The sequence below is a fragment of the Kosakonia sp. YIM B13588 genome, from assembly GCF_042788165.1.
Classification (GTDB): Bacteria; Pseudomonadota; Gammaproteobacteria; order Enterobacterales; family Enterobacteriaceae; genus Kosakonia; species Kosakonia sacchari.
Window position 1 is genome coordinate 52,736 of sequence record NZ_JBHZPO010000013.1, and the last position, 23,957, is coordinate 76,692.

Below are 23,957 nucleotides of genomic sequence, written 5' to 3' on the forward strand. Positions count from 1 at the left end.
CATTTATTATTTTGTGCGTTCAAAGCCGCCCCTGGCCTTTTAGCCATTCGCGAACCAAAAACAGCGCGCTGACATTGCGGGCTTCGTTAAAATCAGGATCTTCCAGCAGATCCATTAAGTGCTTCAGCGGCCAGCGTACCTGCGGTAACGGCTCTGGCTCATCACCCGGCAGCGACTCCGGATACAGATCTTCTGCCACGACAATGTTCATTTTGCTGGAGAAGTAAGAAGGCGCCATACTGAGTTTTTTCAGAAAAGTAAGCTCTTTTGCGCCAAATCCGACTTCTTCTTTTAGTTCACGGTTCGCCGCTTCGTATATACTCTCACCTGGATCGATAAGCCCCTTGGAAAATCCCAGTTCGTAGGATTCAGTGCCAACCGCATATTCGCGGATCAGGATCAGGTGATCGTCAACAATTGGCACAATCATCACGGCTTCGTGCGTAGAGGGGCGCATACGTTCATAAACACGGCGCACGCCGTTACTGAATTCCAGATCCACACTTTCGACGTTAAAAAGTCGTGAAGACGCGACCGTTTCTACGTTAAGAATGGTGGGTTTTTGCAATGATTCGCTCATTATTATCGGTCTTTGCAGAGAAACTTTCGTTATTGTGCGACACTACGCACTGTTTGGGCAATGTACTTTGCCGCTAATTTACATTCCCGTAACCTCATCGAAATCAATTCCCAATTTGACTCAAAAGTCAATAGCTTGAAATAAAACTAAGAATTTGCTGATATTCCCGTTAGGGTGGTTTTGCTATTCTCTTTGACATTGGTATGCGCTTAAAAATACTCAAGTTAATTGCTTGCTTAAAAGGCCAACCACATTAGATTGTTACGGGAAGGGTGCAACTGACTACACCTGTTAGAAAAAGTAAGATGGGGAAAGCATGAGCACCATTTTGATTTTTTTCGCTGCTATGCTGGCCTGCGCATTCCTCGCCGGATGGATTTTCAGGTTCAGGTCGCAACGTCGGTATCGACTGCCGTATTTACAGGCTTTCACCGGCGCGACGACCCGCAAATTAACACCTGAAGAACGTGAAATGGCGGAGCGTTATCTGGAAGCGCTCTCTCGTACGCAAAACAATCTCGCCCCGACGGGCGCGACTGCCGCCCCTGTTTTCATCAATCTTACCGCGCATAGCAACACGGTGCTGTATGTCACGCACTCGATCACCCGCTATGGCATCACCACTGACGCCCCGAATAAATGGCGCTACTACCTTGATTCTGTCGAAGTCCATTTGCCCCCGTCCTGGGAGCAGTACATTACCGACGAAAACAATGTTGAACTGATCCGCACCGACTCCATGCCGCTGGTTATCTCGCTCAATGGGCACACGCTCAACGAATATATGCATGAAGAGCGCGGGGGCGAACTTGAGCGCGTATCGTCGAGCCAGTCCGCTATCCGTGGCGAAGAGAGTGAGCAAATTGAGCTGCTCAATATTCGCCGGGAAACGTCGGAGGAGTACGCATTAAGCCGCCCGGACGGCATGCGCGAAGCACTGCTGATCTCGGTCTCGTTTCTATTGTTTTTCTTCTGTCTGGCCTCGCCCGATGTCTTTATCCCGTGGCTGGCTGGCGGCGGCGTGATGCTGCTTGCAGCAGGGCTCTGGGGTTTATATGCGCCGCCGGCTAAAAACACACTGCGGGAGATTCATTGTCTGCGTGGCACACCAAAGCGCTGGGGGCTGTTCGGTGAGAATAATCAGGAGCAAATGAATAATATCTCGTTAGGTATTATCGACCTGATTTATCCGCGTCACTGGCAGCCCTTCGTCACACAGGATTTGGGCCAGCAAACCGATATTGATATCTACCTTGATCGCCACGTTGTGCGCCAGGGGCGTTTTCTTTCCCTGCACGATGAAGTGAAAAATTTCCCGTTACAACACTGGGTGCGCAGCGCCGTCATTTCCGTCGGTTCGCTGGTGGTGCTGGCGATGTTGTTGATTTGGATGCCGCTGGATATGCCGATCAAATTTACCGTGTCGTGGATTAAAGGCGCGCAGACCGTTGAAGCCAGCAGCGTGAATCAGCTGGAAGCCGCTGGGTTGCGGATTGGTGACACGCTACGCATCAGCGGCACCGGCATGTGTAATATCCACATGCAAAACAACTGGACCTCACGGCAGACGTCGCCGTTTACGCCGTTCGACTGCTCGCAAATTATCTGGAACAACGCCCCGCCCTTGCCGTTGCCAGAATCCGATATTGTGAACAAAGCCACCGCGCTTGCTCAGGCGGTCAGCCGCCAGCTTCATCCCACTACCGAAGACGATTCCCGCGTAAGCCCGGTGTTACGCTCAGCCATTCAGAAGTCCGGCATGGTGCTGCTGGATGACTTCGCCGATATCGTACTGAAAACTCAGGATTTGTGCGCTGGCCAGGATGAGTGTCTGCGGTTGAAAAACGCGCTAGTCAACCTCGGAAACAGTAAAGACTGGGAGACACTGACCAAACGCGCCAGCGACGGGAAACTCACCGGCGTGAACGTCTTACTGCGCCCGGTAAGCGCCGAGTCGCTGGATAATTTGGTCACCACGTCTACCGCGCCGTTCATTATGCGGGAAACCACCCGCGCCGCGCAGGCGCTTAACAGTCCGGCACCGGGCGGTTTTGTGATTAGCAGTGAAGAAGGCAGCGAGCTGGTTGATCAACCCTGGCCGCCGATTGCGCTGTATGACTACCCGGCACAGGAACAATGGAAGGAATTCCAGCGGCTGGCGCAAATGCTGATGCAGACGCCGTTTCGCGCGGAAGGGATCATTACCAATATCTATACCGATGCCAACGGCACCAAACACATCAGCCTGCATCGCATGCCGGATGCAAGCGGCCTGTGGCGTTATGTGGGAACCACACTTCTGCTGGTCGCGATGGTGATTTGCAGCCTCTACAACGGTGTGCTGGCGCTGCGGCGTTACCAGCGCAACCGCACACGTATCGAAGAGATTCAGCAGTATTACGCAAGCTGTCTGAACCCCCAGTTTCTGCCCACCCAGGATAGCCTCAGCAGCTAACGATCTGTCGTGCGAGCTGTGTTAACCTGTCGCGCACGTTTTCTCTGGCTGGAGTTTTTAATGCACCTTGATATCGCATGGCAGGACGTCGATACCGTTTTGCTGGATATGGACGGCACGCTTCTCGATCTCGCGTTTGATAACTTCTTCTGGCAAAAACTGGTGCCGGAAACCTTTGGCGTCAAACAAGGCTTAACGCCGGAAGAAGCGCAGAACGTTCTCCGCCAGGAATATCACGCCGTGCAGCATACGCTAAACTGGTACTGTCTGGATTACTGGAGCGAACGCCTGGGCCTGGATATTTGCGCTATGACCACTCAGCAGGGGCCGCGCGCGGTGCTGCGTGAAGATACGGTGCCGTTTCTGGATGCGCTACAAAAAAGCGGTAAACGCCGCATTTTGCTGACCAATGCGCATCCGCATAATCTGGCGGTCAAACTTGAGCACACGGGTCTCGCGTCGCACCTTGATTTATTACTTTCCACCCATACATTTGGTTATCCGAAAGAGGATCAGCGCCTGTGGCAGGCTGTCGCGCATGAAACCGGGCTCAATCCTGAACGGACGCTGTTTATCGATGACAGCGAACCGATTCTTGATGCGGCGGCGAAATTTGGCATCCGCTATTGCCTGGGCGTCACCAACCCGGACTCGGGGCTTGCGGAGAAACATTATCTGCGCCATCCGGGCACTAATGACTATCGCGGCTTGATCCCCTCACTTCTCAAGGAGATGTGATGAAACAGCAGCCTGCGCAGGAAGTTCGTCTGGATAAGTGGCTGTGGGCCGCGCGTTTTTATAAAACCCGCGCCCTTGCCCGCGAAATGGTTGACGGCGGCAAAGTGCATTACAACGGGCAGCGCAGCAAGCCGAGTAAAATTGTCGAGCTGAACGCCACGCTCACGCTGCGTCAGGGAAATGATGAGCGAACCGTCATCATTAAAGGCATTACGGAGCAGCGCCGTCCGGCAAATGAAGCTGTCGAGCTGTATGAAGAGACGGCAGAAAGCATCGAGAAACGCGAAAAAATGGCGCTGGCCCGCAGACTTAACGCGCTCACCATGCCCCACCCCGATCGCCGCCCGGATAAGAAAGAACGTCGCGATCTGATAAAATTTAAATTAGGTGATAGCGAATAACGCTCACCCGCAAGAGAGATAATCATGGCCATTCAAGACCAATTACACCGCTATCTTTTTGAAAATTATGCTGTTCGCGGCGAGCTGGTGACCGTTTCCCGTACCTGGAAACAGATCCTCGACAACCACAACTATCCGCTGCCGGTAAAAACCGTACTCGGCGAGTTGCTGGTCGCCACCAGCCTGCTGACCGCAACACTGAAATTTGCCGGTGATATTACCGTGCAGTTGCAGGGTGATGGCCCGATGAACCTGGCGGTGATTAATGGTAATAATCGCCAGCAAATGCGCGGTGTGGCACGTGTTCAGGGCGATGTGCCGGAAAATGCGGATCTGAAAACGCTGGTGGGTAACGGTTATTTGGTTATCACCATCACGCCGGAAGAGGGCGAGCGTTACCAGGGCGTTGTGGGTCTTGAAGGTGATACGCTGGCGGCATGCCTGGAAGATTACTTCCTGCGTTCAGAACAGCTGCCGACACGCTTGTTTATCCGCACCGGCGAGGTTGATGGTCAGCCAGCAGCGGGCGGCATGCTACTGCAGGTATTACCGGCGCAGGAAACGCAGGCCGAAGATTTTGAGCATCTCGCCGTGCTGACAGAAACCATCAAAGCGGAAGAGTTGCTGACGCTGGCGGCGGAAGATGTGCTGTGGCGCTTGTATCACGAAGAAGAAGTCACGCTGTACGATCCGCAAGATGTGGAATTCAAATGCACATGCTCCCGCGAGCGCTGCGCGGGTGCGCTGAAGACGCTGCCGGACGAAGAAGTGGACAGCATCCTCGCGGAAGAAGGTGAAATCGACATGCACTGCGACTATTGCGGCAGCCACTATCTGTTTAACGCAATGGACATTGCCGAGATCCGCAACAACGCCTCCCCTGCCGATCCACAAGTCCACTAAATTTCTTCTTTCCTCACGCCGCCTGCGGGCGGCGTTTTGCATGGCTCATCACGTTTCCGCTAAAATCCCCAATGAAAGTGTTACGTAACTTACTTTCATGAAAGCGATTACAGTCACAAAGCTGCGGTTAAAAATGTCGTCTTACGCCATTTTTGGAACATTTACCCCATAAATGAGACTATTTTTGCCATAATCCGTCTCGTTACGTGACCACAATCACAGTGTTTTCCGTCAGTCTGGGTTTGTCGAGTTAGGTAAATCTATGAGCCTCGTCCCGGTAAGCGGGTAAAAAACAACCCTACAATTTAAGGCAGTACATATTGGCTAAGGAGCAGTGACATGCGCGTTAAGAGCTTAACCCCGCAGGATCTCAAGGCTTATGGTATCAACGATGTTCAGGATGTCGTCTACAACCCCGATTACGATACGCTGTATCAGGAGGAGCTCCGTCCAGACCTGGAAGGATATGAGCGTGGAGTGCTGACGAATTCTGGTGCTGTCGCCGTCGACACCGGTATTTTTACCGGCCGTTCGCCGAAGGATAAGTATATTGTGCGTGATGACACCACCCGCGATACCGTGTGGTGGTCCGATAAAGGCAAAGGCAAGAACGACAACAAGCCGATCTCGCCTGACGTCTGGCAACATCTAAAAGGCCTGGTCACCCGGCAGCTTTCCGGCAAGCGTCTGTTTATTGTTGACGCGTTTTGCGGCGCAAACCCGGACACGCGTCTCTCGGTGCGTTTTATCACCGAAGTGGCCTGGCAGGCGCACTTTGTGAAGAACATGTTCATTCGCCCGACCGAAGAAGAGCTGGCAAGCTTTACGCCGGACTTTATCGTGATGAATGGCGCGAAGTGCACCAACCCGCAATGGCAAGAGCAAGGTCTCAACTCGGAAAACTTTGTCGCCTTTAATCTCACCGAACGCATCCAGTTGATTGGCGGAACCTGGTACGGCGGCGAGATGAAGAAAGGCATGTTCTCAATCATGAACTACCTGCTGCCGTTACAGGGCATCGCCTCGATGCACTGTTCAGCAAACGTCGGTGAAAAAGGCGATGTTGCCGTGTTCTTCGGCCTTTCCGGCACCGGTAAAACCACCCTCTCTACCGATCCGAAACGCCGCCTGATTGGCGATGATGAACACGGCTGGGATGATGACGGTGTTTTCAACTTCGAAGGCGGTTGCTACGCCAAAACTATTCGGCTTTCGGAAGAGGCTGAACCGGATATCTTCCACGCCATCCGTCGTGATGCGCTGCTGGAAAATGTCAGCGTCCGCGCCGATGGCAGCATTGATTATGATGATGCGTCGAAAACGGAAAATACCCGGGTGTCGTACCCGATTTACCATATTCAGAACATCGTTAAACCGGTCTCCAAAGCAGGCCACGCAACGAAAGTTATCTTCCTGACAGCGGATGCTTTCGGCGTACTGCCGCCGGTTTCACGCCTGACCGCCAGCCAGACGCAGTACCATTTCCTCTCTGGTTTTACCGCTAAACTCGCCGGAACCGAACGCGGCGTCACCGAGCCGACACCAACGTTCTCTGCCTGTTTTGGTGCCGCGTTTTTATCGCTGCATCCGACGCAATATGCGGAAGTTCTGGTGAAAAGAATGCAGGCCGCCGGCGCGCAGGCGTATCTGGTCAATACCGGCTGGAACGGCACCGGTAAACGCATCTCTATCAAGGACACGCGGGCGATTATCGACGCGATCCTTAATGGCTCGCTGGACGATGCGGAAACCTTTACCCTGCCGATGTTCAACCTGGCAATCCCGACCTCGCTGCCCGGCGTGGATACGCGCATTCTCGACCCGCGCAATACCTATGCGTCCCCGGAGCAATGGCAGGAGAAAGCCGCGCAGCTGGCAACGTTATTTATTGAAAACTTCGAGAAGTACACCGATACCGCTGCCGGCGCCGCGTTAGTCAGCGCCGGGCCAAAAGTGTAATTTGGCTACGCAAGAGAAACAAAACCCGCCATCTGGCGGGTTTTTTATGCTTCTTTATTCTGCCCACTCAGTCGGGCAATCGGGATCGGCAGCCAGGCGCGAATACAGAGCCCGCCCCGCTCGCTGGTGCCCAATTCAAGAATGCCGTTATGGTTATCGACAATACGCTGCACGATCGCCAGCCCGAGGCCTGTGCCACTGGTGCTGCGCGCGCTGTCACCACGGACAAACGGCTGGAACAGATGTTCACGCTGCTCCGGTTTGATACCAGGGCCGTCGTCTTCAACCTGGAACCAGGCGCGATTGTGCTCGGTACCGCTGCTGACTTTGATCCAGCCATTGCCGTAGCGCGCCGCGTTAACCACCATATTGGCAACCGCGCGTTTAATGGAAAGCGGGTGCATGCGCACGAAAATCTCGCTCTCTTTCAACCCGGTATCGATCTCACGCTCGTAGCCACTTTCCGCCGCGATGACTTCACCAAGCACCGCGTTCAGTTCAGCCACTTCCATCGGCATTTCCTGCCCGGTACGCAGGTAATCAATAAACTGCTCGATAATCGCGTTGCACTCTTCAATATCTTTATTAATAGATTCAGCGAGATAGCCATCTTCTTCCGCCATCATCTCCGTCGCCAGGCGAATACGCGTGAGCGGCGTACGCAGATCGTGGCTGACGCCCGCCATCAATAACGTGCGATCATCGGCAAGCTGTTTCACCCCGGCGGCCATCTGGTTAAAAGCTCGGGTGACCGAGCGCACTTCCGACGCGCCATATTCACGCAGCGGCGGCGGAATATGCCCTTTACCCACCTTCAGCGCAGCGTGCTCCAGGTCAACAAGCGGGCGGTTCTGAATGCGGATAAACAACCAGGCACCGCCTATCGCCAGCAGCATAATCGCCAGCGTGTAGCGGAACAGCGGGGAGAAATCACCTTGATGAATTTCGGTCAGCGGTACGCGCACCCAGATATTGGGCGACAGCCAGGTTTTCAGCCACACCACCGGCGAGCTTTTATTCACCTCAACCCGTACTTCGGTCGGGCCGCCAAGCTGCTGCGCCATTTGCTGGCTTAAGAATTCGTAGTGCTGCGCCCAACGCAGGCCGGCGTCTTCCGCGGCCTCGTTGGAATAAAGCGAAATGCCCAGCTCGCGGTAAATCTCACGGCGAAACGCCGGAGGCACCACCAGCTGCGTGCCGTCCTCCAGTTGCAGTTTATCGGTCATCAACATACGCACTTCGTACGCAAGAACCTTATTAAACTGTTGGAGGCTAGGCAGAATGGCGAAGTTCAGCACCACCAGGTAGGTCGTCACCAGGCTGGCGAACAGCAAGGTGACGATAAGTAACAGGGTGCGGGCAAATGAACTTCGCGGCGAGAAACGCACTCGCATCATGCTTTAGAGCCGTCCGGCACGAAAACGTAGCCCAGACCCCAAACCGTCTGAATATAACGAGGATGTGCCGGATCTTCTTCCACCATGCGGCGCAAGCGTGAGATTTGCACGTCAATAGAACGCTCCATCGCCGAGTATTCACGCCCGCGCGCCAGGTTCATCAGCTTATCGCGAGACAGTGGCTCACGCGGGTGGCTCACCAGCGCTTTCAACACCGCGAACTCACCGCTGGTCAGCGGCATCGGCTCATCTTCGCGGAACATTTCGCGCGTACCAAGATTCAGCTTGAACTTACCAAACGCAATCACCGCTTCTTCCTGAGATGGCGCGCCCGGCAGTTCATTCGCCTGGCGGCGCAGCACAGCGCGAATACGCGCCAGCAGCTCACGCGGGTTAAACGGTTTGGGAATATAATCGTCGGCACCAATTTCCAGACCCACAATGCGGTCCACTTCTTCGCCTTTCGCCGTCACCATAATAATCGGCATCGGGTTGCTCTGGCTGCGTAAACGGCGGCAGATAGAGAGACCATCTTCGCCGGGCAGCATCAGATCCAGCACCATCAGATGGAAAGATTCACGGGTTAACAGACGATCCATTTGCTCAGCGTTAGCCACGCTGCGAACCTGGAAGCCCTGCTCGGTAAGGTAACGCTCAAGCAATGCGCGCAGGCGCATGTCGTCATCCACGACCAGAATCTTATAATTCTCTTGCATTGTTTATACTCCCAAAGGTTCCGACAATAATGTTTCCGTATTCTAGAAAAGTGCGCGTTCACGACCAGCGAAATCTGGTATACATTCTAGTCGAAATTGTTACAAAGCATATTTAACAGCAGCTTATATGCATATGTCATCACAGAAAGCATGATTAATCTGCACCTTACACTATCCCGTTTGTAAAGTGTGTGCAGGCAAGAATGTCACGGAAATAAGGCCCAAGAATGAAAACGCCCCTGATTACCCGCGAAGGTTATGAAAAACTGAAGCAGGAACTCGATTTTCTCTGGCGTCAGGAGCGCCCGGAAGTCACTAAAAAAGTCACCTGGGCGGCCAGCCTCGGCGACCGCAGCGAAAACGCCGATTATCAATACAACAAAAAGCGTCTGCGCGAGATAGACCGCCGCGTGCGCTATCTCACCAAGTGCCTGGAAAATCTCAAAATCGTTGATTACTCCCCTCAGCAGGAAGGCAAAGTCTTTTTTGGCGCATGGGTGGAAATTGAAAACGACGACGGCGATACACTGCGTTTTCGCATCGTTGGCTATGATGAAATTTTTGGCCGCAAAGATTACATCTCTATCGATTCGCCCATGGCACGCGCCCTGCTGAAGAAAGAGGAAGGCGACGTGGCGGTAGTGCAAACCCCCGGCGGTGAAGCAACCTGGTACGTTAATCAAATTGAATACGTGAAATAGCCCCCAGAACCGTCTGAGAAGCCCTGCGCGACTGGCATTTTGCAATGCCAGTCCGTATAACTATCCCCTGATTTTTGTTCAGAAGATGAAATGACATGATGAATGATTCGCTCTGCCGCATTATTGCGGGTGAACTTCAGGCACGAACCGAACAGGTGGAATCCGCCGTTCGCCTGCTTGATGAAGGGAACACAGTGCCGTTTATCGCGCGCTATCGTAAAGAAGTCACCGGCGGTCTGGATGACACGCAATTGCGTCAGCTCGAAACCCGCCTTGGTTATCTGCGCGAGCTGGAAGAGCGCCGCCAGGCGATTCTGAAATCAATTGGCGAACAGGGCAAACTCAGCGATGAGCTGGCAAAAGCTATTAACGGTACGCTGAGCAAAACCGAGCTTGAAGATCTCTACCTGCCGTATAAACCAAAGCGCCGCACGCGCGGGCAAATTGCCATTGAAGCCGGGCTGGAACCGCTGGCAGATTCCCTGTGGAATGACCCGTCACAAGACCCGGAAACGCTGGCCGCAACGTTTGTCGATGCCGATAAAGGCGTCGCCGACAGCAAAGCGGCGCTGGATGGCGCGCGCTATATCCTGATGGAACGCTTCGCGGAAGATGCCGCGTTGCTGGCAAAAGTGCGTGACTATCTGTGGAAAAACGCCCATCTCGTCTCCACCGTAGTTAGCGGTAAAGAGGACGAAGGTGCCAAATTCCGCGACTATTTCGATCACCACGAACCGATTTCGACTGTCCCTTCACACCGCGCGCTGGCGATGTTTCGCGGGCGTAACGAAGGCGTGCTGCAACTGGCGCTGAACGCCGATCCGCAGTTTGATGAGCCACCAAAAGAGAGCCACTGCGAGCAAATTATTATCGACCACCTCGGCCTGCGCCTGAACAATGCGCCAGCGGACAGCTGGCGTAAAGGCGTAGTGAGCTGGACGTGGCGTATCAAAGTGTTGATGCATCTGGAAACGGAGCTGATGGGCACCGTGCGCGAACGCGCGGAAGATGAGGCCATCAATGTTTTCGCCCGCAACCTGCACGATCTGCTGATGGCTGCCCCTGCCGGGCTGCGCGCCACGATGGGTCTCGATCCGGGTCTGCGTACCGGTGTGAAAGTCGCGGTGGTGGATGCCACCGGCAAACTGGTTGCCACCGACACCATCTATCCGCATACCGGCCAGGCAGCAAAAGCGGCAGTAGCCGTCGCGGCGCTGTGCGAAAAATACAATGTTGAACTGGTGGCGATTGGTAACGGCACCGCCTCGCGCGAGACGGAACGCTTCTACCTTGATGTGCAGAAACAGTTCCCGAAAGTGACCGCACAGAAAGTGATTGTCAGCGAAGCGGGCGCATCGGTTTATTCCGCTTCCGAGCTGGCGGCGCTCGAATTCCCGGATCTGGATGTTTCACTGCGCGGCGCGGTCTCCATCGCCCGTCGTTTGCAGGATCCGCTGGCGGAGCTGGTGAAAATCGATCCGAAATCTATCGGTGTCGGCCAGTACCAGCACGATGTCAGCCAGACGCAACTGGCGCGCAAACTGGATGCGGTGGTCGAGGATTGCGTAAACGCCGTCGGCGTTGATCTGAATACCGCTTCTGTGCCGCTACTGACGCGCGTCGCCGGTTTAACCCGCATGATGGCGCAGAATATTGTCGCCTGGCGCGATGAGAACGGTCAGTTCCTGAACCGCCAGCAGTTGCTGAAAGTGAGCCGTCTGGGGCCGAAAGCCTTTGAACAGTGCGCGGGCTTCCTGCGCATTAACCATGGCGACAACCCGCTGGATGCGTCTACCGTTCACCCGGAAACCTATCCGGTGGTTGAACGTATTCTGGCGGCAACCGAGCAGTCACTGCGCGATCTGATGGGCAACAGCGCGGAGCTGCGCAAACTGAAAGCCAGTGATTTTACTGATGCACAGTTCGGTGTACCGACGGTGACTGACATCATCAAAGAGCTGGAGAAACCGGGGCGCGACCCGCGTCCTGAGTTTAAAACCGCGACCTTTGCCGAAGGCGTGGAAACGATGAATGACCTGCTGCCGGGAATGGTGCTCGAAGGCGCGGTCACCAACGTGACTAACTTTGGCGCTTTCGTTGATATCGGCGTGCATCAGGATGGCCTGGTGCATATCTCATCGCTGGCGGATAAGTTCGTCGAAGATCCGCATACCGTGGTGAAAGCGGGCGATATCGTGAAAGTTAAAGTGCTGGAAGTGGATTTACCGCGCAAACGAATCGCGTTGACTATGCGTCTGGACGAGCAGCCAGGCGACACCAGCACCCGTCGTGGCAACGGCAACAGCAGCAACCGCGATAACGGAAATCGTAATGCTGCGCGCCCGGCGAAAGCACCACGCGGTCGCGACAGCCAGCCGAGCGGCAACAGTGCAATGATGGATGCGCTCGCTGCGGCAATGGGTAAAAAACGTTAATCTTTCCCCCTCCCTTAACCGGGAGGGGGTTTTTGCAAACACATTCGAAAAAGTCCAGATTAAATCTGCCGCCTGATGAATGAAAAGCAATTAACTCGTTATTTCACCTGTCATTTACTATTCAAAATTATTAACTAATCACGCTTATATTTAATTGCACTAACGACAGCTGCATTATTTTTCTTGCGCGGTGCACATTACAAATATTAAACACGCATTAACTTTGTAAAATAAAAATTATCTTTTTAACCTGCCGGCAATATTTCTCCCTTTTGCAGCGGGAATTCACAACCCTACAAATTTTTGAGCTACATCAAGAGAGAATCAAATTATCAATTCTGCCCCCGGCAAACGCATTTTTATGATTGATGATAAAAACTATTCTCATTATCATCGGGTCAGTAGATTATTTCTCCACTCCTTCGATGATGGACAGTGCGCCAGACGGCGCGTGATAACTCTTGGCTCGCAGCGTAAATAAGTAGGCTCTATGCAATTCTCTCCTGACAGCGCGTGGAAAATTACCGGTTTCTCTCAAGAAATAAGCCCGGCCTGGCGACAAAAACTCCTGTCATTAGGGATGTTGCCCGGCTCCTCTTTTAATGTGGTGCGCGTCGCCCCTTTGGGTGACCCTATTCATATTGAAACCCGCCGCGTTAATTTAGTGTTACGGAAAAAAGATCTCGCGTTCCTCGAACTGGAAGCGGTATCTCGTTAATCAGCCAGTCGTTACAAAGAGTGCTAAGTAAAAATGAAAAAATTGACCATTGGCTTAATTGGTAACCCTAATTCTGGCAAGACCACATTATTTAATCAGCTCACCGGCGCGCGTCAGCGGGTAGGAAACTGGTCCGGCGTAACCGTTGAGCGCAAAGAGGGCCAGTTCAACACCACCGACCACCAGGTGACGCTGGTCGATCTTCCCGGAACCTATTCGCTCACTACTATTTCCGCGCAAACCTCGCTGGATGAGCAGATCGCCTGCCACTACATTTTAAGCGGCGATGCCGATCTGGTGATTAACGTTGTCGATGCTTCCAATCTTGAGCGCAACCTCTACCTGACGCTGCAATTGCTGGAGCTGGGCGTACCGTGCATTATCGCCCTCAACATGCTGGATATCGCGGAAAAACAGAAAGTCCGCATTGATATCGACGGCCTGGCCGCACGCCTGGGCTGCCCGGTGATCCCGCTGGTTTCCACGCGTGGTCGCGGGATTGAAGCGCTGAAAATGGCTGTCGATCGTCACCAACACAACGACAATGTTGAACTGGTGCATTACGCCCAACCCCTTTCCCGCGAAGCAGACGCGCTGGCGCAGCAAATGGTCGCTGATGTGCCGTTGCAGCAACGTCGCTGGATGGGCCTGCAAATGCTCGAAGGTGATATTTACAGCCGCGCCAACTCTGGCGTCAGCGAACAACAACTGGCTGCCTCGCTCGCACGTCTGGGAACGGAAATGGACGACCCTGCGTTGCACATTGCCGATGCGCGTTATCAGTCGATTGCGGCGATTTGCGATACCGTCAGCAACACGCTCACCGCCGAGCCAAGCCAGTTCACCGCCGCAGTTGACCGCATCATCATTAACCGCTTTTTGGGTTTGCCGATCTTTTTGTTCGTCATGTATTTGATGTTTCTGTTTGCCATTAACATCGGCGGCGCATTCCAGCCCATTTTCGACGCGGGCTCAGTAGCCATATTTATTCATGGTATTCAGTGGCTGGGTTATACGCTGCACTTCCCGGAATGGCTGACCGTGTTTCTGGCACAAGGGCTTGGCGGCGGTGTCAACACCGTGCTGCCGCTGGTGCCGCAACTCGGCATGATGTACCTGTTTATGTCCTTTCTTGAAGATTCCGGTTACATGGCACGCGCCGCGTTTGTGATGGACCGCCTGATGCAATCGCTGGGGCTGCCAGGCAAATCTTTCGTACCGCTGATTGTCGGTTTCGGCTGTAACGTACCGTCAGTGATGGGCGCGCGTACTTTAGACGCACCGCGTGAACGCTTGATCACCATTATGATGGCGCCGTTTATGTCCTGCGGCGCGCGTCTGGCCATCTTCGCGGTTTTCGCTGCCGCCTTTTTCGGCCAGCAGGGAGCGCTCACCGTCTTCTCGCTGTATGTGATTGGTATCGTCATGGCGATCCTTACCGGCCTGGTACTGAAACATACGCTGCTGCGCGGCGAAGCATCACCGTTTGTGATGGAGCTGCCGGTTTATCACGTTCCGCATCTGAAAAGCCTGTTGCTGCAAACCTGGCAGCGTCTGAAAGGCTTTGTCATCCGCGCGGGTAAAGTGATTATCATCGTCAGCATTTTCCTCAGCGCGATGAACAGCTTCTCGCTGGATGGCCGCACCGTACACAAAATTGATGAATCCGCACTAGCCTCTGTCAGCCGCGTATTTACCCCGCTGCTGGAGCCGATTGGCGTGCATGGCGATCACTGGCAAGCCACTGTGGGTCTTGTTACAGGCGCAATGGCAAAAGAGGTGGTCGTCGGTACGCTGAACTCGCTTTACACCGCAGAAAATATTGAGCAGGAAGCCTTTAACCCGGCGGAATTCAGCCTGACGGGTGAGCTGATTGCCGCTCTGGAAGACACGGTGAAAAGCGTGAAAGAGACATTCAGCCTGAGCGTGCTGGCTAACCCAATCGAAGCCAGTAAAGGTGATGGCGAAATGGCGACCGGCACCATGGGCGTGATGAGCGAAAAATTTGGCAGCGCGGCCGCCGCTTACAGTTATCTGATTTTTGTGCTGCTTTACGTACCGTGTATCACCGCCATGGGCGCTATCGCCCGCGAATCCAGCCGGGGCTGGATGGGCTTCTCGGTGCTGTGGGGGCTGAATATCGCCTACTCGCTCGCCACGCTCTTTTACCAGACGGCGACTTTCAGCGATCATCCGGTCTACAGCCTGACCTGCATTCTGGCGGTTCTGCTGTTTAACGTGGTGGTAATAAGCGCCCTTCGCCGCGCCAGAAGCCGGGTGGATGTTACCCTGCTGGCCACGCGTAAAACTGTCACCAGCTGCTGCGACAGCCCGGCGGGCGATTGTCACTAAGGAGCAATAACATGGCGTCGTTAATTGAAGTGCGTGATTTGTTGGCATTGCAAGGCCGGATGGAGGCTCAGCAACTGAGCGCCGCGCTGCATACGCCGCGCGCGATGATCGATGCCATGCTCGGTCGCATGGAAGCCATGGGTAAAGCCGTGCGTATTCAGGAAGAGGCTACCGGTTGTTTAACCGGTAGCTGCAAGCAGTGCCCGGAAGGGAAAAGCGCCTGCTCTCGTGAGTGGTGGGCGTTGCGTTAAACGAGCCTGGATTTCAGCGCCAGCAACGCCTCGCAGAATTGCGTCGGGTGCGACACAAACGGCGCATGTGCCGCTTTCGGGAAAATTAACGACTCGCTCTGAGGCCACATATCATCCAGTAACGGAACGATTTTACGCGGCACCAGCCCGTCAAGACGGCCATACATACGCAAAAACGGCAACGTCAGTCCACTCAGTGCTTCGCGTAAATCCACCGTTTTTAAAATCTCCAGCCCGCCGTTCAGCACTTCGGTTGGCGGCATCGGAAGCGACAGTACCGCGTTTTTAAGCTCGCGCGCATCCTGTCTTGCGGTTTCGGTGCCGAGCGTCTGCAATGCCAGGAAACGCTCAACGGTACGCTGAAAATCCTCACTCAGTTGCTGCTGAAAACCGGCCAGCACCTCAGGCTTGATGCCCACCCAATCACCCTGTGCGCTAAAACAGGGCGATGAGGCCACCGTAACCAACGCGCTGACGCGTTCAGGTGATTGCAACGCAATCTGGCTCGCTACTAACCCGCCCAGGCTCCAGCCCAACCAAATCGCCTTTTCTGGCGCGTGAGATAACACGATATCCGCCATCTGCGGCAGTGCCAGTGCGCCAAACCCCTCGCTTCTGCCATAGCCCGGCAGATCCACTAAATGCAGCGTAAATTGCGAGCTCAGTTCCGGAGTAATGCAATCCCAGACCTGCGCATTCAGCCCCCATCCGTGCAGCAGCACAAGATGACAATTTCCTTCGCCTTTGGTTTGCCACCAGATGTTCTTCATCAGCTATCGTTCTCTTCTTTCACACAAGGAGGTGGCACATGCTAACAGTGCCGGGCTTATGCTGGCTATGTCGAATGCCATTGATGCTGAGCCACTGGGGAGTCTGTTCCGGCTGCACGCGCGCCATGAAAGTGCGCGAAAAAATTTGCCCTTTGTGCGGTTTACCCGCCGCTCGCGACGACATTGCCTGCGGGCGCTGTCTGCAAAAACCGCCGCCCTGGCAGCGGCTGATTGCCGTCAGCCGTTACGCGCCACCACTTAGCCCGCTGGTGCAGCAGTTTAAATTTTTGCCTCGCCCGGAAATCGCCCGCACGCTGGCCCGTCTGCTGCTGTTAGCCGTGTTAAACGCCCGCCGCAGCGGAAACTGGCAGACACCGGATATGATCTTAAGCGTACCGCTGCATGCGCGTCGCCAGTGGCGCAGAGGGTTTAATCAAAGCGATCTCCTGTGCCGGGCGCTGGCGCATTGGTTGCAATGCCCATACTCTTTCGTCGCGCTGCGCCGGATGCGGGCAACGCCTGTTCAGCACCAACTGAGTGCTCGTTTGCGCAAGCAGAACCTGAAAAATGCCTTTCGTCTTGAATTGCCCGTTGCCGGTCTCCATATCGTCGTGGTGGATGATGTCGTCACGACCGGCAGCACCGTTGCGGAAATCACCCGGCTGCTTTTACGCAGCGGCGCAGCAACTGTTCAGGTCTGGTGCCTGTGTCGAACCTTGTAGACCCTCGATGATGGGCGTATTATAACCAAGTAAAATAGTCAACTATTAGGCCATTGCTATGATCCGTATTTCCGACGCTGCCCAAGCGCACTTTGTCAAACTGCTGGCAAATCAGGAAGAAGGGACACAAATCCGCGTCTTTGTGATTAACCCAGGCACGCCCAACGCTGAGTGCGGTGTCTCTTATTGCCCGCCGGACGCGGTTGAAGCCACTGATACCGCGCTGAAATTTGAACAACTGGTTGCCTATGTCGATGAGCTGAGCGCGCCGTATCTGGAAGATGCGGAAATCGATTTTGTCACCGACCAGTTGGGTTCCCAGCTGACGCTGAAAGCGCCGAATGCCAAAATGCGTAAAGTGTCCGACGACGCGCCGCTGATGGAGCGCGTGGAGTATCTGCTGCAGTCGCAAATCAACCCACAGCTGGCTGGTCACGGCGGCCGCGTTTCGCTGATGGAGATCACCGATGAAGGCTACGCCATTCTGCAGTTTGGCGGCGGCTGTAACGGTTGCTCCATGGTCGACGTGACGCTGAAAGAGGGTATCGAAAAGCAGCTGCTGACCGAGTTCCCGGAGCTGAAAGGTGTGCGCGATTTAACCGAGCACCAGCGCGGCGAGCACTCTTACTACTAAGCCTGTTTTCTGCTGTAGATTGCCCGGCGGCGTTCTGCCTGCCGGGTCTACAATGTTAATCCATCTGTTACCCGTATCTCCCCGCCCACTTTTCCCTTTTCACCGCTGTTTAGTTTCCCGGCGTTAATATGACGCATGTCTCAGATCTTACATTTAGATCGCCAGAGTGATTCTCTTTTCATAGATGTTACCCGTATCATTCCTGCCAGCACCGACAACTTAAAAAACATCCGACTACAATTTTTAGCAATGGATGTCAGCCGCAACGGTGCTGCAGTTCGCTCTTTCCTCTTTCGGGAATTTTCAGCGGCTGCCAGAAACACTGACGTTACCCATAACAAATTAAAGGCCAGGTAAATCATGCCATTAGTCATTGTCGCTATCGGTGTTGCTCTCTTACTCCTGTTAATGATCCGCTTCAAACTGAACGGATTTATCGCTCTGATCCTCGTGGCGCTCGCCGTGGGGATGATGCAGGGCATGCCGCTCGATGCCGTTATTAAATCCATTAAAAATGGTGTCGGCGGTACGCTCGGCAGCCTTGCGCTGATCATGGGCTTTGGTGCCATGCTCGGCAAACTGCTGGCGGACTGCGGCGGCGCACAGCGCATTGCCACCACGCTTATCGAAAAGTTTGGTCGCCAGTACATTCAATGGGCAGTCGTGCTGACCGGTTTTACCGTCGGTTTCGCACTGTTCTATGAAGTTGGCTTCGTACTGCTGCTGCCGCTGGTGTTCACCATCGCCGCGTCCGCACGCATTCCGCTGCTGTATGTTGGTGTGCCAATGGCGGCAGCCCTGTCCGTGACGCACGGCTTCCTGCCTCCGCACCCGGGCCCAACGGCGATTGCGACCATTTTCCATGCGGATATGGGCAAAACGCTGCTCTACGGTACGCTGCTTGGTATCCCCACCGTTATCCTTGCCGGCCCGGTCTATGCCCGTTTCCTGAAAAGCATTGATAAACCGATCCCGGATGGCCTCTACAACGCGAAAACCTTCACCGAAGAAGAGATGCCAGGCTTTGGCGTCAGCGTCTGGACATCGCTGGTACCGGTGATCCTGATGGCGCTGCGCGCGGTAGCCGAAATGCTGCTGCCGAAAGGCCATGCGCTGCTGCCTTACGCAGAGTTCTTCGGCGACCCGGTCATGGCAACCATGATTGCAGTGCTGATTGCGGTATTCACTTTCGGCTTGAACCGTGGTCGTTCGATGGACGACATCAACGAAACGCTGACCAGCTCCATCAAAATCATTGCCATGATGCTGCTGATCATCGGCGGTGGCGGTGCGTTCAAACAGGTTCTGGTTGATAGCGGCGTTGATAAATACATCGCCTCAATGATGCATTCCACCAATCTCTCCCCGCTGTTTATGGCGTGGTCAATTGCTGCAGTGCTGCGTATCGCGCTGGGTTCCGCCACCGTTGCGGCAATTACAGCGGGCGGTATTGCGGCGCCGCTGATTGCCACTACCGGCGTGAGCCCGGAGTTGATGGTGATTGCGGTCGGTTCCGGTAGCGTGATTTTCTCTCACGTTAACGATCCGGGTTTCTGGCTGTTCAAAGAGTATTTCAACCTGACTATCGGCGAGACCATGCGCTCCTGGTCGGCGCTGGAAACTATTATTTCACTCTGTGGCCTGATCGGTTGCCTGCTGTTAGGCATGGTGGTTTAATTCAGTCGCTGCACGTAGAAAGGCCCGGATAACCGGGCCTTTTTTATTTCCGCTTTGTCGCCGCTTTACGGCGTCGATCGAGGTCTTTTAATAACTTATTGACCTTTTCATCGGCAAACATCGCCTCCAGCGACACCGCCAGCTTCCGCCGCCAGTTTTTATATTGATAGCTGGTGCCTGGAATATTCACCGGCCCGGCCATATCCAGCCAGTCCTCCGGTTGTAGCCCCAACAGCGCGCTATTGCTGTCGGCGATATAACGCTGCATTCCACGGTTGAGCACCGACGTCATTGGCATGCGCGACGCTTTATGTCCGGCACGCTGCGGCAGACAGCCGTACTGATGAAGCGCATCGAGCAGCCCCTGTTTCGCCAGTTCGCGATCCTTATACAAGCCGCGTAAAACAACCTCATCCGGATAGAGTCCCAGCGTTTTACCGAGCGTCAAATCGCCGCTTTCCCAGTAGCCGCGCAATGTAGGGAGATCGTGCGTTGTCGCCACCGCCATTGACTGTTGCGGGTACGCCTGCGGCGCGCGGAACGTTTTTTCATGATCGTTTTCGAAGTAGAGCACTTTGTAAGAGTACACGCCGCTGCTACGCAATTTACCGACAATCTCCACCGGCACGGTTCCCAGATCTTCACCAATCACCATGCACTGATGACGCTGGCTTTCCAGCGCGAGAATGGCGAGCAGGTCATCGACCGGGTACTGCACATACGCACCGTGATCCGCCGTTTCACCATACGGGATCCACCAAAGACGCAGCATCGACATCACATGATCAATCCGCAGCGCACCGCAGTTTTTCATATTGGCGCGTAGCAGATCGATAAATGGCGCATAAGCGCGGGCGTGGATCACGTGCGGATCCATCGGTGGCAAGCCCCAGTTTTGCCCCAGCGGGCCGAGAATATCCGGCGGCGCGCCAACGGATGCTTTCAGGCAATACAGCTCGCGGTCGCACCAGGTTTCTGCTCCACCTTCCGCCACACCCACTGCCAGGTCACGGTACAGACCGATCGGCATCGCGTAACCCTGGCTGGTTTGCCAGCATTCGGCGAACTGGGTGTAAGCCAGCCATTGCAGCCAGAGGTAGAAATTGACCTCATCCGCATGGGTTTTGCAGAACGCTTTCACCTGCGGGCTATGTGTATTCTGGAATCCTTCCGGCCACACCGGCCAGCCCCAGCGCAGCAGATCTTCTTTCACCTGGTTTGCGTGAATGGCATCGAACGCCGCCTGCCAGTAGAGGCTCTCGCCTTCCTGCTGCATAAAACGCTGGAACGCCACAGCCTGTTCATCGCTCTGCGCACGCTGGCGGAAGCGCTGCCACGCCATGCGTAATGCCTCCAGTTTCAGCGCGGTGACGGTGGCGTAATCCACCCATTGCGCATCGCGGGCGGCCCGCAGCGTTTCGCGTGTCGTGGGCAGATGCCACCAGGCCTGCGCCTCTTCGCTGTCGCGGAAATCCGCCACCGCATTGACATCGATATAGATAACGTTCAACCAGCGCCGCGATGACGGGCTGTACGGGCTGGCGCTCTCCGGGTTCGCCGGATAGAGCGCATGAATCGGGTTAAGACCGATAAACGCACCGCCGCGGCTGGCCACCTCGCCGAGCATCTTTTTCAGATCGCCGAGATCGCCAATCCCCCAGTTACTCTCCGAACGCAAGGTGTAAAGCTGCACACATGCGCCCCACAGTTTCTTACCGTCGAGCAGCGCCTGAGGTTCATAACAACGCGCCGGCGCGATGATCACCCTGCACTGCCAGTGCTGATTTGTCTGCGTCACGGTCAGCGTGTGATAACCCAGCGCCAGGCCGGTGGGCAGCGGCAAAGTCGCCCCGCCGCGCACGTCGCCCTGGTACTGTTTGCCCGTTTCCGTGGTGAGTTGCCACTGGAAATCTCCTTTACCAGCAACCGGCAGCACCTTTTTCTTGCCATGGATAAATACCTGTACCACGGGTACCGGCGGCGCACTGGCTGCCACCGCAGGCGTGGGATGCATCGCATCCAACAAACGCTGCTTGGTTTTCACAGTAATGGATTGCGGTTTACCGTGCGCATTGATGTAGTTTGGGCTGATCCCCGCCGCCAGCGCGGCCTGTTCCAGACGTTTACTCTCCATCACCCTTCCTTAGCGTTTCGCCTGCCAGATACGGGTTTGATAATCGCGGATCGAACGGTCGGAGCTGAACATGCCGCAGCGCGCGGTGTTCAGGATCGCGGCACGCGTCCAGGCTTCCTGGTCACGGTAGAGCACATCGACACGTTTTTGCGCGGCCACGTAATCGGCGAAATCCGCCAGCACCAGATACGGGTCGCCGCCCTGTTTGCCGATACTGTGCAACATCTGGTCGAATGCGTGTTTATCGCCATCGCTGTATTTACCGCTTTCCAGTTCTTTCAGCACCGCATCCAGTTGCTTGTCTTTTTTGCGCCACTTGAGCGGGTCGTAACCTTTCGCTTTCAGCGCTTTTACCTGCTCCACGGTGTTACCGAAGATAAAGATATTCTCCTCGCCCACCTGCTCGGCAATCTCGACGTTGGCACCGTCCAGCGTACCAACGGTTAACGCGCCATTCAGCGCCAGCTTCATGTTGCCGGTGCCGGATGCCTCTTTACCGGCAGTCGAAATCTGCTCGGAAACATCCGCCGCCGGAATCAATTTTTCCGCCGCCGATACACAATAATCCGGCAGGAAAACGACCTTCAGTTTGTCGCCAATGCTGGCGTCGTTATTAATCACTTCCGCCACTTTATTGATGGCATAAATAATATTTTTCGCCAGGTAGTAGCCCGGCGCGGCCTTCGCACCAAACAGGAACACGCGAGGCACGCGGTCAGCTTGCGGGTTTTCGCGGATCTCTTTATACAGCGCGATGATATGCAGCAAACCAAGATGCTGGCGTTTGTACTCATGCAAGCGCTTGATTTGGATATCAAACAGCGCATGCGGATTGATTTCTATGCCGGTACGCGCTTTCACAAACGCCGCCAGCTGCTGTTTGTTGTGCTGTTTTATCTCGCGGTACTGTTTACGGAACGCCGCGTCGTCGGCGTATTTCTCCAGGTTAATCAACTGGTCGAGATCGTTGGCCCACTCTTTTTTCAACGTCTTATCAAGCAACGCAGCCAGCTGCGGGTTGCACTGTTTGATCCAGCGACGCGGAGTGATGCCATTGGTGACGTTATGGAATTTGCCCGGCCACAACCGGTGGTATTCCGGGAACAGATCTTTCACCACCAGATCCGAGTGCAGCGCCGCAACGCCGTTGACCGCGAAACCGCCAACCACGCACAGGTTCGCCATGCGCACCTGTTTGTGATGCACAACCGCCAGCTTCGCCCACACCGCTTTGTCGCCCGGCCAGGTTTGCTCGACCAGCACTTTAAATTTGTCATTGATCTGCTTGATGATTTGCATATGGCGCGGCAGCAGCGCTTTCACCAGCGTTTCGTCCCAGCACTCCAGCGCTTCTGGCATCAACGTATGGTTGGTATAGGCGAAAGTGCGGCTAGTGATCGCCCACGCATCGTCCCAGCTCAGTTGATGTTCATCGAGCAATACCCGCAGCAGTTCAGGAATAGCGATGGTTGGGTGCGTATCGTTCAGTTGAATAACTTCATAGTCCGGCAGTTGCGCCAGCTTGCGTCCGGCCAGGTGATGGCGGCGCAAAATATCGGCCACCGAGCAGGCGCACTGGAAATATTGCTGCATCAGACGCAGCTTTTTGCCCGCCTGGTGGTTGTCATTCGGGTAGAGCACTTTGGTGAGTTTTTCCGCATCAATACCCGTTTGTTCAGCCCGCAGAAAATCGCCATCGTTAAATTTGGTGAGGTTAAACGGGTGCGCGTGCATCGCCTGCCACAAACGCAGTGGTTGAGTGACGCCATTGCGATAGCCGATAACCGGCAGATCCCAGGCTTCACCTACTATCGTGAAAGCCGGTTGCCAGTGCCCTTCTTTGCTGACTTTACCGCCAATGCCTACCTGCACATCTAATTGCTCGTTATGGCTAAACCATGGATAGCTGCGGCGATGCCAGTCGTCCGGCGTTTCGTGTTGTTGCCCGTCAATAAAAGACTGGCGGAACAAGCCGTATTGATAGTTCAGACCGTAACCAGTAGCCGACTGACCAACGGTGGCCATCGAATCCAGGAAGCAAGCCGCCAGGCGACCTAAACCGCCGTTGCCGAGCGCCGGATCGATCTCCTCTTCCAGCAGATCGGTCAGATTGATGTTGTGGTGTTGCAGCACCTCGCCGACGCCCTGATACCAGCCCAGATTCAACAAGTTGTTGCCAGTCAGGCGACCAATCAAAAACTCCATGGAGATATAGTTGACGTGGCGCTGATTTTTCGCCATTTTCGGTGCAGGCTGCGCCGCCAGCAGTTCCGCCAGCGCACCGCTGACCGCTTGCCACCACTGGCGGGTTGTCATGTCACTCGCGGCCTGAACCCCAAAACGCTGCCACTGGCGCGTAAGAGCCGTTTCAAATTCCGCTTTGTTAAACGTTGGCTTTGACATAAAGAATTCGG

The 23,957-nt window shown here is 54.8% G+C and carries 19 protein-coding genes; 13 read left to right on the forward strand and 6 right to left on the reverse strand.

What is annotated here, in order from left to right:
- Positions 1-19: 19 nt before the first annotated feature.
- Positions 20-580: an ADP compounds hydrolase NudE gene (gene nudE, locus ACFX4U_RS19445; RefSeq protein WP_017459845.1), complete on the reverse strand. Its 561-nt coding sequence runs from the start codon at positions 578-580 to the stop codon at positions 20-22.
- A gap of 316 nt (positions 581-896) precedes the next feature.
- On the opposite strand from nudE, the gene ACFX4U_RS19450 reads away from it, so the two are divergent.
- From ACFX4U_RS19450 to pckA, 5 genes are all read left to right on the forward strand, one after another.
- Entirely contained in the window at positions 897-3,035 is a 2,139-nt protein-coding gene (locus ACFX4U_RS19450; RefSeq protein ID WP_349350393.1) for an intracellular growth attenuator family protein, read from the forward strand.
- A gap of 60 nt (positions 3,036-3,095) precedes the next feature.
- Entirely contained in the window at positions 3,096-3,773 is a 678-nt protein-coding gene (gene yrfG / locus ACFX4U_RS19455) for a GMP/IMP nucleotidase (protein ID WP_086872853.1), read from the forward strand.
- Positions 3,773-4,174, forward strand: coding sequence for a ribosome-associated heat shock protein Hsp15 (gene hslR / locus ACFX4U_RS19460; RefSeq protein WP_313510166.1), 402 nt, complete (start codon positions 3,773-3,775; stop codon positions 4,172-4,174). Before yrfG ends, hslR begins: the two co-directional genes overlap by 1 nt.
- 24 nt (positions 4,175-4,198) lie before the next feature.
- On the forward strand, positions 4,199-5,077 hold the full coding sequence (gene hslO / locus ACFX4U_RS19465; protein ID WP_313510168.1) for an Hsp33 family molecular chaperone HslO: 879 nt from the start codon (positions 4,199-4,201) through the stop codon (positions 5,075-5,077).
- A 339-nt stretch (positions 5,078-5,416) separates the two neighbouring features.
- Complete coding sequence (gene pckA / locus ACFX4U_RS19470) at positions 5,417-7,036, forward strand: phosphoenolpyruvate carboxykinase (ATP) (RefSeq protein WP_313510170.1); 1,620 nt, start codon at positions 5,417-5,419, stop codon at positions 7,034-7,036.
- Between the two features lie 44 nt (positions 7,037-7,080).
- Here the strand turns inward: pckA and envZ are convergent, their stop codons facing one another.
- Both envZ and ompR read right to left on the reverse strand, forming a co-directional pair.
- Positions 7,081-8,433 (reverse strand): two-component system sensor histidine kinase EnvZ, encoded by a 1,353-nt coding sequence (envZ, locus tag ACFX4U_RS19475; protein ID WP_017459527.1) that lies wholly within the window; start codon positions 8,431-8,433, stop codon positions 7,081-7,083.
- A complete protein-coding gene (gene ompR / locus ACFX4U_RS19480; RefSeq protein ID WP_001157751.1) occupies positions 8,430-9,149 on the reverse strand; it encodes a two-component system response regulator OmpR in 720 nt (239 codons plus the stop codon). The genes envZ and ompR overlap by 4 nt, the downstream gene beginning before the upstream one ends.
- 227 nt (positions 9,150-9,376) lie before the next feature.
- Here ompR and greB point away from each other — a divergent pair, with 227 nt between their 5' ends.
- The 5 genes from greB to feoC all read left to right on the forward strand — a co-directional run bounded on the left by greB (position 9,377) and on the right by feoC (position 15,606).
- Positions 9,377-9,850, forward strand: coding sequence for a transcription elongation factor GreB (gene greB, locus ACFX4U_RS19485; protein WP_017459528.1), 474 nt, complete (start codon positions 9,377-9,379; stop codon positions 9,848-9,850).
- A 95-nt stretch (positions 9,851-9,945) separates the two neighbouring features.
- The gene (locus ACFX4U_RS19490) at positions 9,946-12,285 is read left to right on the forward strand and encodes a Tex family protein (protein WP_313510195.1); all 2,340 of its coding nucleotides are present in this window, start codon (positions 9,946-9,948) and stop codon (positions 12,283-12,285) included.
- Positions 12,286-12,775: 490 nt separating this feature from the next.
- Entirely contained in the window at positions 12,776-13,003 is a 228-nt protein-coding gene (gene feoA / locus ACFX4U_RS19495) for a ferrous iron transporter A (protein ID WP_017459530.1), read from the forward strand.
- Between the two features lie 33 nt (positions 13,004-13,036).
- A complete protein-coding gene (feoB, locus tag ACFX4U_RS19500) occupies positions 13,037-15,355 on the forward strand; it encodes a Fe(2+) transporter permease subunit FeoB (RefSeq protein ID WP_349350392.1) in 2,319 nt (772 codons plus the stop codon).
- Between the two features lie 11 nt (positions 15,356-15,366).
- Entirely contained in the window at positions 15,367-15,606 is a 240-nt protein-coding gene (gene feoC, locus ACFX4U_RS19505) for a [Fe-S]-dependent transcriptional repressor FeoC (RefSeq protein ID WP_017459532.1), read from the forward strand.
- On the opposite strand, the gene bioH is transcribed toward feoC, so the two are convergent.
- Entirely contained in the window at positions 15,603-16,376 is a 774-nt protein-coding gene (gene bioH, locus ACFX4U_RS19510; protein ID WP_313510200.1) for a pimeloyl-ACP methyl ester esterase BioH, read from the reverse strand. The genes feoC and bioH overlap by 4 nt on opposite strands.
- A 38-nt stretch (positions 16,377-16,414) precedes the next feature.
- Here bioH and gntX point away from each other — a divergent pair, with 38 nt between their 5' ends.
- From gntX to gntT, 3 genes are all read left to right on the forward strand, one after another.
- On the forward strand, positions 16,415-17,098 hold the full coding sequence (gene gntX, locus ACFX4U_RS19515; RefSeq protein WP_313510202.1) for a DNA utilization protein GntX: 684 nt from the start codon (positions 16,415-16,417) through the stop codon (positions 17,096-17,098).
- Between the two features lie 58 nt (positions 17,099-17,156).
- A complete protein-coding gene (gene nfuA, locus ACFX4U_RS19520) occupies positions 17,157-17,732 on the forward strand; it encodes a Fe-S biogenesis protein NfuA (RefSeq protein WP_131411915.1) in 576 nt (191 codons plus the stop codon).
- Between the two features lie 360 nt (positions 17,733-18,092).
- Entirely contained in the window at positions 18,093-19,409 is a 1,317-nt protein-coding gene (gntT, locus tag ACFX4U_RS19525) for a gluconate transporter (protein ID WP_305734800.1), read from the forward strand.
- A 43-nt stretch (positions 19,410-19,452) separates the two neighbouring features.
- On the opposite strand, the gene malQ is transcribed toward gntT, so the two are convergent.
- Positions 19,453-21,543, reverse strand: coding sequence for a 4-alpha-glucanotransferase (gene malQ, locus ACFX4U_RS19530; RefSeq protein WP_313510208.1), 2,091 nt, complete (start codon positions 21,541-21,543; stop codon positions 19,453-19,455).
- 9 nt (positions 21,544-21,552) lie between these two features.
- Positions 21,553-23,946, reverse strand: coding sequence for a maltodextrin phosphorylase (gene malP / locus ACFX4U_RS19535; RefSeq protein WP_313510211.1), 2,394 nt, complete (start codon positions 23,944-23,946; stop codon positions 21,553-21,555).
- Positions 23,947-23,957 lie beyond the last annotated feature (11 nt).

Excerpts from the sequence above, each read along its gene's own strand:
- bioH (WP_313510200.1), bottom strand. The coding sequence starts at position 16,376 with ATGAAGAACATCTGGTGGCAAACCAAAGGCGAAGGAAATTGTCATCTT.
- nudE (WP_017459845.1), bottom strand. The coding sequence starts at position 580 with ATGAGCGAATCATTGCAAAAACCCACCATTCTTAACGTAGAAACGGTC.
- hslR (WP_313510166.1), top strand. The coding sequence starts at position 3,773 with ATGAAACAGCAGCCTGCGCAGGAAGTTCGTCTGGATAAGTGGCTGTGG.
- malQ (WP_313510208.1), bottom strand. The coding sequence starts at position 21,543 with ATGGAGAGTAAACGTCTGGAACAGGCCGCGCTGGCGGCGGGGATCAGC.
- feoB (WP_349350392.1), top strand. The coding sequence starts at position 13,037 with ATGAAAAAATTGACCATTGGCTTAATTGGTAACCCTAATTCTGGCAAG.
- pckA (WP_313510170.1), top strand. The coding sequence starts at position 5,417 with ATGCGCGTTAAGAGCTTAACCCCGCAGGATCTCAAGGCTTATGGTATC.
- envZ (WP_017459527.1), bottom strand. The coding sequence starts at position 8,433 with ATGATGCGAGTGCGTTTCTCGCCGCGAAGTTCATTTGCCCGCACCCTG.
- ACFX4U_RS19490 (WP_313510195.1), top strand. The coding sequence starts at position 9,946 with ATGATGAATGATTCGCTCTGCCGCATTATTGCGGGTGAACTTCAGGCA.
- yrfG (WP_086872853.1), top strand. The coding sequence starts at position 3,096 with ATGCACCTTGATATCGCATGGCAGGACGTCGATACCGTTTTGCTGGAT.
- gntT (WP_305734800.1), top strand. The coding sequence starts at position 18,093 with ATGCCATTAGTCATTGTCGCTATCGGTGTTGCTCTCTTACTCCTGTTA.
- feoA (WP_017459530.1), top strand. The coding sequence starts at position 12,776 with ATGCAATTCTCTCCTGACAGCGCGTGGAAAATTACCGGTTTCTCTCAA.
- ACFX4U_RS19450 (WP_349350393.1), top strand. The coding sequence starts at position 897 with ATGAGCACCATTTTGATTTTTTTCGCTGCTATGCTGGCCTGCGCATTC.
- nfuA (WP_131411915.1), top strand. The coding sequence starts at position 17,157 with ATGATCCGTATTTCCGACGCTGCCCAAGCGCACTTTGTCAAACTGCTG.
- feoC (WP_017459532.1), top strand. The coding sequence starts at position 15,367 with ATGGCGTCGTTAATTGAAGTGCGTGATTTGTTGGCATTGCAAGGCCGG.
- malP (WP_313510211.1), bottom strand. The coding sequence starts at position 23,946 with ATGTCAAAGCCAACGTTTAACAAAGCGGAATTTGAAACGGCTCTTACG.
- hslO (WP_313510168.1), top strand. The coding sequence starts at position 4,199 with ATGGCCATTCAAGACCAATTACACCGCTATCTTTTTGAAAATTATGCT.
- gntX (WP_313510202.1), top strand. The coding sequence starts at position 16,415 with ATGCTAACAGTGCCGGGCTTATGCTGGCTATGTCGAATGCCATTGATG.
- greB (WP_017459528.1), top strand. The coding sequence starts at position 9,377 with ATGAAAACGCCCCTGATTACCCGCGAAGGTTATGAAAAACTGAAGCAG.
- ompR (WP_001157751.1), bottom strand. The coding sequence starts at position 9,149 with ATGCAAGAGAATTATAAGATTCTGGTCGTGGATGACGACATGCGCCTG.